The sequence below is a fragment of the Laedolimicola sp. genome (assembly GCF_051972735.1).
Taxonomy (GTDB): Bacteria; Bacillota; Clostridia; order Lachnospirales; family Lachnospiraceae; genus Laedolimicola; species Laedolimicola intestinihominis.
Genome location: NZ_JBOKYU010000002.1, coordinates 158164 through 166046, shown reverse-complemented (window position 1 = coordinate 166046; position 7883 = coordinate 158164). Strand labels below are relative to the sequence as shown.

Here is a 7883-nt window from a genome sequence, read left to right as displayed (position 1 = left end):
CCTCGGCGTCCAGATACATGCTGCGGAACTTGTACATTTTGAATTTCTTACCGTTTTTCCCCACACGCTCCTGTGAGAAGAAAATCGGACCCGGAGAGCTGATATAGATGGCCGGAGCCACGAAAATAAATACGATGCCGGTCAGCAGGCAGCCCACAAGGCCCCCTGCGATATCCATGGCGCGCTTAATAAAGAGCTGCTTGGCGGAAACGAAGGTCATGCTGGTGGTCAGCACGGTGTAGCTGCCGACCTTTTCCATGATCTGCTTCTGACCGGGGATATTGACCTCCCGGGACAGATTCAGGTGTACCGCTACGCCGGATTCCACGAATTTATGGACCAGATCCTGAAGAAGCGGATCCTCCTCGACGGAAGGAATGATCAGAACCTCGTCAATCCACTCCTGACATACATACATGGGAGCGTCTGCGGCGCCTGCGACAACCGGGATACCCTCAATTTTCTGGTCGGTCATATCGCGATCAAGGATGACCAGACCGGAGAGTGTGAACATCTCATAGTTATTTTTCTTCAGGTTCCGGACAGCTTCAGCGGCTTCGCCGGCCCGGGTGACGATCAGCAGGGAACGGTCGCCGCCTATCACCATACGGCGTCTCAGGATGGTTTTCCATATCTGCCGTACTGTGTAGGTCAGAAAGAAATAGATCACATACATGATGCCCAGCATCAGGCGGGAATAGTCCTGCGCGTCCTGAACAAGATAAAGATAAAATACGCCGAGAGCACTGACGATGACCACGTGCTTCACGGTTTCCATAAATTCAATATAGGGTCCTCTTTTCAGGACGTTTTTCAGCGTCTCGAAAAAGAAGAGGGTAACGATGTCCGCAAACGCGATAAAGACAGCCATGTTCCGATAAAGAACGATGGAGTACGGATTTCCTTCGAAACCGCGGATGATATATGCGAGAAGAAAGGCGGCCTGCAGGCAAATCATATCCAGAAGGATAAAATCGTAATGCTTGAACCACCCGGTCGATTCTTTTTTGTACATAGTACAACAAATTCCCTTCAAATTAACAAATTTTGTAACAGATGCTTTTCTATGTGTATCATAAAAGATTTTGCGGTGCTTGTCAAATAATAAGTATCTGGGATATAATAGATAAAATAAAGGAAGGAGACTACCGATGAACTGGATAAAAGAACATGAGATAGATTCCTGGCTCCTGAGAGGCGCCGTGGCACTGATGCTGCTGTTCCCGGCTTTTTACAGTCCCTACACAGATGTGTATCAGAGCGCGTATTACGCAGGGTTCTCCTGGGCCTATTTTCTGGTGGTATTGTATATGGCAGTGCGGGTCTGGAATAACAGGGACAGGCTTCCGCGTATATCCATAGCGGCGATTGTGTATTTTGCGGGACTGCTGATTTATAATCTGCTGTCGCTGTATTTTAATCATAAATATCTGCACTGGTACTGGGAGCAGGTTAATAATACGGTGGCATTTCTATTGCTGGCAGTGATAGCGGGCCTGGGGGAAGGCTCAGAAGAGAAACGGGACGGAACGATCCGTTTCCTGATGTATTGTATCATACTTTCCAATATAGGCAGCATTATCTACTACATGATGGGCTATACCAAGCTGCTGATTTGCAATAATCAGTTTGTGCTTTTTGAACTGCCGGAGAATTTTTACGAGACCCGTCATTACTGGCTCTACAGCCATAAAAGTGAGTACGCGGTAATGTTGGTGGCTTTTATCGCGCTGCTGGTGGCTTATCGGAAGAAGTTCCGCTCGCAGCTTGCCTTTGTGGCAGGAGAGGCCGTGCTGTTATATTGCCTGTATCTGACCCATTCCTGGACCGGTATCGCAGGGGTATTCCTGATTTTCGCTGGCTATGCGGCGGATCAGATTGAGTGGAAGCATTTTCGTTTTAAGGCATGGTATCTGGCGGTATTGGCTGTGTTCGGTTACGCGGGCTGGAAGGTGGCCGGCGATGTGCTGGCGGAACGGAATATCTGGAATCTGGGAGGGAGAATTCCTATCTGGAAGGGCGTGTGGGAGAGTGTGATTCTCAGACATCCGGAAGGCTGGGGCATGCGTTTTGGCGAATCCGCCATTGATGTAAATGGAGAAGGCTGGTGGTTTGTCAATAACGCTCATAACGTTTTTTTTAATCAGATGCTCCGCTTCTCCATCCCCGTCGGCATTATTTTCACCCTGCTATTCTTGGGTATCGTCATCTATACCCTGGTGAAAGGCCGCAGCTTCCTGGTGACAGGTACCTGGATTGCGTTGCTGGTTTTGCTGGACATGGACTATGCTCTGATGAGCACGGAGATGGCTCTGCTGTTCCTGATCGTGTGGCTTATCAGCATGTACAGAAAGCCTATTTATAATAGGAAAAAAGCCATTTCCTAAATGTAAAAAAAGCATAAATAAATTGACTTGCGTCCCCGGAAATAGTAATATCAATGGTGTGTATACAAAGAAACAATGGAACGAAGCGGGAGAGTATACGGACATGAAGGAAATGAAATGGTGGATGGATATCGTAAAAAATCTGACCATGCTGACCCAGTTCAGCTTCACGCTGGTGACGCCGCTTCTGATGTGTCTGGGCATCTGCTGGCTGCTGTGCGCGAAAGTGGGACTTGGCGGCTGGATCTATATTCCGGGATTTTTCTTTGGTATGGGAGGCTCCGGAATGGTAGCCTGGAAACTTTATATATCCGTGACCGGGAAGCAGAAAAAGGAAGAGACAAAAAAGCACATTTCCTTTAACCGGCACGAGTAGAAAAGGTGGAATCTATGAGCAAGCTTTTGGACAACATGCAGCCCGCGATCAAAGAGGAGACGAAGCATGTGGCGATTTATACAGCCACAGGCGTGGTACTTATGTGGCTGCTATTTCTGGTACTTCATTTTACGATGCCGGAGAAGGTGCCGTTTAACTATACGGTGATTCTCGGCGGGCTCGGCGGCGGGGCAGTCGCTGTTCTGAATTTTCTGTGGATGGGTCTCATGGTGCAGAAGGCGGCCGCGAAGGCGGGCGACCATGACGCGGTGAAGACTCTGGTAAAGGGAAGCTATTCCCAGAGAATGCTGTTTCAGATGCTCTGGGTGATCATAGCGATTGTCGCTCCCTGTTTTCACTATGTGGCGGGGATTCTTCCGCTGCTGTTCCCGGGAACGGGAATCAAGATCATGGGGATTTTGAAGAAATAGTTGGAACTATTGGAATTTGTGAAGATAGGAGGTGAAGATGCATGGAAGTGGATATTTCAGGTGCTCGGGTCTTTTTCACGATACCGACGAATATTCCCATACTGGGCGATCTTCAGATTAGTGAAACCCTGGTGGTGAGCTGGATTGTCATGGCGCTGATTACGGGTCTTTGTATCTGGCTGACTCACGACCTGAAGGTGGAAAAGATCTCCAAGCGTCAGGCCGTGGCTGAGATGCTGGTGGAGATGGCGAACAAGTTCGTCATTGGCAATGCGGGCGAGAAGTTCCGGAAGCTGATTCCCTTTGTGGCGGCTCTGTTTGCCACAAGCGTGGTTTCCAACCTTATCAGCTTAATCGGTCTTCGGAGTCCGACGGCGGATCTTTCGACGGAAGCTGCCTGGGCCATCGTGGTATTTATCATGATCACAGCTCAGAAGATCAAGACCAGCGGAATCGGCGGATATCTGAAGGGATTTACCACTCCGATTGCCGTCATGACGCCGTTCAACGTGCTGTCCGAGCTGGCTACGCCCATCAGTTTGGCCTGCCGTCATTTCGGTAACATTCTTTCAGGCGTGGTTATCAACGCACTGATTTACGGAGCCCTGGCTCTGGCCAGCAGCAAGCTGCTGGGACTGCTTCCGGGCGTGCTCGGAGGTGTGCTGTCGCAGATCCCGATCCTGTCGGTAGGTCTTCCGGCGATTACGTCGGTCTACTTCGACTGGTTCTCCGGCGTGATGCAGGCATTTATATTCTGTATGCTGACGGTGATGTATATCGCCAACGCGGCAGAGGAGTAAGCTCAAAAGGTTATTAAAAAATGAAAAAACCATTTTAGGAGGAAATGAATATGGAATTTCAGTTACTTGCAAAAGGTATCGCATTAGCAGGATGTGCAATTGGAGCAGGACTGGCGCTGATCGCCGGTATCGGACCTGGTATCGGAGAAGGTAATGCCGTATCCAAGGCCTGCGAAGCTATCGGACGTCAGCCGGAGTGCAAGGGCGATGTTACCTCTACCATGCTTCTTGGTTGTGCTATCGCAGAGACCACCGGTATCTACGGTTTCGTAACCGGTCTGCTGCTGATCTTCGTAGCGCCGGGTATGTTCATGAACTTCCTGGCATAATCCGTAACAGAATCACGGAGTATAAGAAAAACAGGAGGTCAGGACATGGATGTACAGGAATTAGTTGGTCTTGTGCCATGGACGTTTGTCGCGCAGATCTGTAATCTGTTTATTCAGATGTATCTGATCAAGCGTTTCCTGTTCAAACCGGTAGGTGAGATGCTCGAGAAGAGAAGAGCATTGGCAGACGCGCAGATTCGCGAGGCCGAGCAGGCTAAGGCGGACGCGGACGCCATCAAGACCGAGTATGAGCAGAACATGAAGGAAGCGAAGGAGAAGGCAAATGAGATCCTTATCACCGCCCAGAAGACGGCGGCGCTTCAGAGTGAAGAGATGCTGAAGGAGGCTACAGCCCAGGCGGCTGCCCTGAAGTCAAAGGCAGAGAGCGACATCGCCCAGGAGAAGAGAAAAGCGGTCAATGAAATCAAGGATGAAATTGGCGGCATGGCCGTGGAGATTGCCGGTAAGGTAATCGAGCGGGAGATTAGTGAAGAGGATCACGCGAAACTCATTGACGAATTTATCGCGAATGTAGGTGAGGCATCATGACACAGTACGCCAGATTGTATGGCGGCAGTCTCTATGACCTCGCTGCCGAAGAAAATCTCACGGACGCCATCGGAGAGCAGATGAAGGAAATTCGGAATCTGTTCCGGGAGAATCCCGACTATGTAAAGCTGCTCTGTGAGCCCTCCGTCCCGAAGACAGAACGGACAAAGCTCATCGAGGAAGCCTTTGGCGGACAGGCAGAGCGTTATTTGGTGAATTTTATGAAGCTGCTGTGTGAGCGGAATCTCCTCGGAGAATTTGCAGGCTGCTGCGAAGAATTCACACGGCGCTATCACGCGGATCATGGAATCGCCGAGGCAGTGGTGACCAGCGCGGTTGCTTTAAGCGACGCGCAGCTTACGGCCCTGAAGGCGAAGCTGGAAAAAATCAGCGGAAAAACCGTAGAGCTGGTACAGAAGCTGGATGCTTCTGTGGTAGCAGGTCTGCGTGTGGAACTGGAAGGAAAGCAGCTTGACGGAACGGTTCAGGCCAGAATGTCAGGAATTTCCAGAAAACTGAACGAAGTAATCGTGTAACTTATAAAATACTGTTTAAAGGATGGGAATGGAAACATGCAATTAAAACCAGAAGAAATCTCCAAGGTCATCCGCAGCCAGATCAAATACTATGACAATGCTATCCAGCAGAATGAAACCGGTACGGTTTTGATGGTTGGTGACGGTATTGCCAGAGCCAGCGGCCTGATTAACTGTATGGCAGGCGAGCTGCTGGAGTTTGAGGACGGCAGCTTTGGTATGGCCCAGAACCTGGAAGAGAACAGCGTGTCCATCGTATTGTTTGGTTCCGATGAGAACATCAGCGAGGGACAGACTGTAAAGCGTACCGGCAAGGTCGTATCCGTTCCGGTCGGAGAAGCGATGATTGGACGTGTCGTAAACGCCCTGGGACAGCCGATCGACGGTGCAGGCCCCATTGTGACGGATACCTTCCGCCCGATTGAGAGCCCGGCTCCCGGTATCTGCGAGAGAAAGAGCGTATCTGAGCCGCTTCAGACCGGTATCAAGGCCATCGATTCCATGGTTCCGATTGGACGCGGACAGCGTGAGCTGATCATCGGCGACCGTCAGACCGGTAAGACTGCCATTGCGGTAGATACCATTATTAACCAGAAGGGACAGGACGTGATCTGTATCTATGTAGCCATCGGTCAGAAGCGTTCCACCGTAGCTAATCTGGTAGAGACTTTGACAAAGAACGGCGCCATGGATTACACCATGGTTGTAGCCGCTACTGCATCCGAGGCAAGCCCGCTGCAGTATATCGCGCCCTATTCCGGCTGTGCCATGGGCGAGTACTTTATGAATCAGGGAAAGCACGTGCTGATCATCTATGACGATTTGACCAAGCACGCGGTTGCGTACCGTGCACTCTCCCTGCTGATCCGTCGTCCGCCCGGCCGTGAGGCTTATCCGGGTGATGTATTCTATCTGCATTCCAGACTTCTGGAGCGTGCGGCGAAGCTGGACGATGAGCACGGCGGCGGTTCCATGACGGCTCTGCCTATCATTGAGACCCAGGCAGGCGATGTATCTGCCTACATTCCGACTAACGTGATCTCCATTACAGACGGACAGATCTTCCTGGAGACCGAGCTGTTCCACTCCGGTGTTATGCCGGCGGTAAACCCGGGTATCTCTGTATCCCGAGTAGGTGGTAACGCCCAGATCAAGGCGATGAAGAAGGTAGCCGGTACCCTGAAGCTTCTGTATTCCCAGTACCGTGAGCTGCAGAGCTTCGCTCAGTTCGGTTCCGATCTGGACGCCGATACCAAGGCACGTCTGGAGCAGGGAGCGCGTATCGTGGAGGTTCTGAAGCAGAATCAGAACGCGCCGGTTGCAGTTGAGAAGCAGGTGGCGATTCTCTATGCGGTTACCAGAGGAATCCTGACACGGATTGCCACAGAGGATGTGAAGGCATATGAGGCAGGTCTCTACACCTATCTCGATACCGACGCCATAGGCACTGTGGCTATGCAGGAAATCCGCTCCACAGGCAAGCTGGAGGCTGACACCGAGGAAAAACTGAAGGCAGCCCTGGATGCTTACACGGAGCAGTTCCTGAATACAAAGCCTGAAAAATAAGTGATAGAGGAGGAAGCATATGGCTGCAAATATGAAAGCGGTGAAGCTGCGTATCCGAAGCGTGCAGAGCACCATGCAGATCACCAAGGCGATGGAACTTGTAGCATCCTCCAAACTGCGTAAAGCAAAGGAACGAGCAGAAATCTGCCGTCCTTATTTCCGGGAGCTTCATGAGACCCTGCAGGATATCGCAGATGGCAATACGGATTTTACATCCGTGTATGTGAAGAAAGCAGCTTCTGAAAAATACTGCTATGTTGTCATGGCGGGTGACCGCGGACTGGCAGGCGGCTACAATTCCAACATGTTCAAGACCGTGGAAGCGGCCATGGAAGACAGGGATTGTGTAGTGCTGCCCATCGGCAAGAAGGCGGTAGAGCATTTCCGGAGAAAGGGAATTCCCTGCATCACTGAGAAGTATGCGGAGATCGAGGACGTCTCAGTAGCCAACTGCTTCGAGATGGCCAATATGCTCTGCAAGGAATTCAAAGAGAAGGGATTCGGTCATATTGAACTCTGTTACACGAGGTTTGTGTCCATGCTGTCACAGCAGCCGGATGTCATTTCCATGCTGCCGCTGTCAGAGCTGGCCAGAACGGAAGAGAAGAAGGAGCCGGTACGGAACCTGATTCTCTATGAACCCAGCGCGGAGGAGGTCTTTGACGCCATCGTGCCGGAGTACCTGGCAGGTCTTATTTACGGCGGCGTCTGCGAGGCTCAGGCCAGTGAGCTGGCGGCCCGGAGAATGGCCATGGAGGCGGCGACCGGCAACGCGGAAGAGATGATCGAGAACCTGAACCTGTTTTATAACAGAGCCCGTCAGGCCAGCATAACGCAGGAAATCACAGAGATTGTTGGAGGTGCGGAAGGCATCTGATGAGATGCGGGTGAAAGCCTGCAGCTCGGACA

10 protein-coding genes are annotated in these 7883 nt (G+C 51.2%); 9 read left to right on the top strand and 1 reads right to left on the bottom strand.

From position 1 onward, the window contains the following. Positions 1-1015, bottom strand: a 1015-nt coding sequence (locus tag ACTRC3_RS01525; protein ID WP_440321016.1) for a sugar transferase, incomplete at its 3' end; no start/stop codon positions are given. Positions 1016-1151: 136 nt separating this feature from the next. Between ACTRC3_RS01525 and ACTRC3_RS01520 the strand changes: the two genes are divergently transcribed. The 9 genes from ACTRC3_RS01520 to atpG all read left to right on the top strand — a co-directional run bounded on the left by ACTRC3_RS01520 (position 1152) and on the right by atpG (position 7851). Next, positions 1152-2387, top strand: a complete 1236-nt coding sequence (locus ACTRC3_RS01520) for a hypothetical protein (protein WP_440321015.1) — start codon at positions 1152-1154, stop codon at positions 2385-2387. A gap of 103 nt (positions 2388-2490) precedes the next feature. Further along, the gene (locus tag ACTRC3_RS01515) at positions 2491-2763 is read left to right on the top strand and encodes an AtpZ/AtpI family protein (protein WP_349165224.1); all 273 of its coding nucleotides are present in this window, start codon (positions 2491-2493) and stop codon (positions 2761-2763) included. 14 nt (positions 2764-2777) lie between these two features. Next, positions 2778-3194 carry a hypothetical protein gene (locus ACTRC3_RS01510; RefSeq protein WP_440321013.1) on the top strand — a complete coding sequence of 139 codons (417 nt, stop codon included), beginning with the start codon at positions 2778-2780 and terminating at the stop codon, positions 3192-3194. A gap of 41 nt (positions 3195-3235) precedes the next feature. Continuing rightward, complete coding sequence (locus ACTRC3_RS01505; protein WP_178039416.1) at positions 3236-3994, top strand: F0F1 ATP synthase subunit A; 759 nt, start codon at positions 3236-3238, stop codon at positions 3992-3994. 50 nt (positions 3995-4044) lie between these two features. Continuing rightward, positions 4045-4323 carry an ATP synthase F0 subunit C gene (gene atpE / locus ACTRC3_RS01500; protein WP_178039417.1) on the top strand — a complete coding sequence of 93 codons (279 nt, stop codon included), beginning with the start codon at positions 4045-4047 and terminating at the stop codon, positions 4321-4323. Between the two features lie 45 nt (positions 4324-4368). Next, positions 4369-4872: a F0F1 ATP synthase subunit B gene (gene atpF / locus ACTRC3_RS01495; RefSeq protein WP_178039418.1), complete on the top strand. Its 504-nt coding sequence runs from the start codon at positions 4369-4371 to the stop codon at positions 4870-4872. Continuing rightward, complete coding sequence (gene atpH / locus ACTRC3_RS01490; RefSeq protein WP_178039419.1) at positions 4869-5408, top strand: ATP synthase F1 subunit delta; 540 nt, start codon at positions 4869-4871, stop codon at positions 5406-5408. Before atpF ends, atpH begins: the two co-directional genes overlap by 4 nt. A gap of 36 nt (positions 5409-5444) precedes the next feature. Then, complete coding sequence (atpA, locus tag ACTRC3_RS01485) at positions 5445-6974, top strand: F0F1 ATP synthase subunit alpha (protein ID WP_178039420.1); 1530 nt, start codon at positions 5445-5447, stop codon at positions 6972-6974. A 19-nt stretch (positions 6975-6993) separates the two neighbouring features. Continuing rightward, entirely contained in the window at positions 6994-7851 is an 858-nt protein-coding gene (atpG, locus tag ACTRC3_RS01480; protein WP_440321009.1) for an ATP synthase F1 subunit gamma, read from the top strand. Positions 7852-7883: the final 32 nt, after the last annotated feature.

What these genes read in the sequence shown, in the direction of transcription:
- ACTRC3_RS01520 (WP_440321015.1), top strand. Translation starts at nt 1,152, where the DNA reads ATGAACTGGATAAAAGAACATGAGATAGATTCCTGGCTCCTGAGAGGC.
- ACTRC3_RS01515 (WP_349165224.1), top strand. Translation starts at nt 2,491, where the DNA reads ATGAAGGAAATGAAATGGTGGATGGATATCGTAAAAAATCTGACCATG.
- ACTRC3_RS01510 (WP_440321013.1), top strand. Translation starts at nt 2,778, where the DNA reads ATGAGCAAGCTTTTGGACAACATGCAGCCCGCGATCAAAGAGGAGACG.
- ACTRC3_RS01505 (WP_178039416.1), top strand. Translation starts at nt 3,236, where the DNA reads ATGGAAGTGGATATTTCAGGTGCTCGGGTCTTTTTCACGATACCGACG.
- atpE (WP_178039417.1), top strand. Translation starts at nt 4,045, where the DNA reads ATGGAATTTCAGTTACTTGCAAAAGGTATCGCATTAGCAGGATGTGCA.
- atpF (WP_178039418.1), top strand. Translation starts at nt 4,369, where the DNA reads ATGGATGTACAGGAATTAGTTGGTCTTGTGCCATGGACGTTTGTCGCG.
- atpH (WP_178039419.1), top strand. Translation starts at nt 4,869, where the DNA reads ATGACACAGTACGCCAGATTGTATGGCGGCAGTCTCTATGACCTCGCT.
- atpA (WP_178039420.1), top strand. Translation starts at nt 5,445, where the DNA reads ATGCAATTAAAACCAGAAGAAATCTCCAAGGTCATCCGCAGCCAGATC.
- atpG (WP_440321009.1), top strand. Translation starts at nt 6,994, where the DNA reads ATGGCTGCAAATATGAAAGCGGTGAAGCTGCGTATCCGAAGCGTGCAG.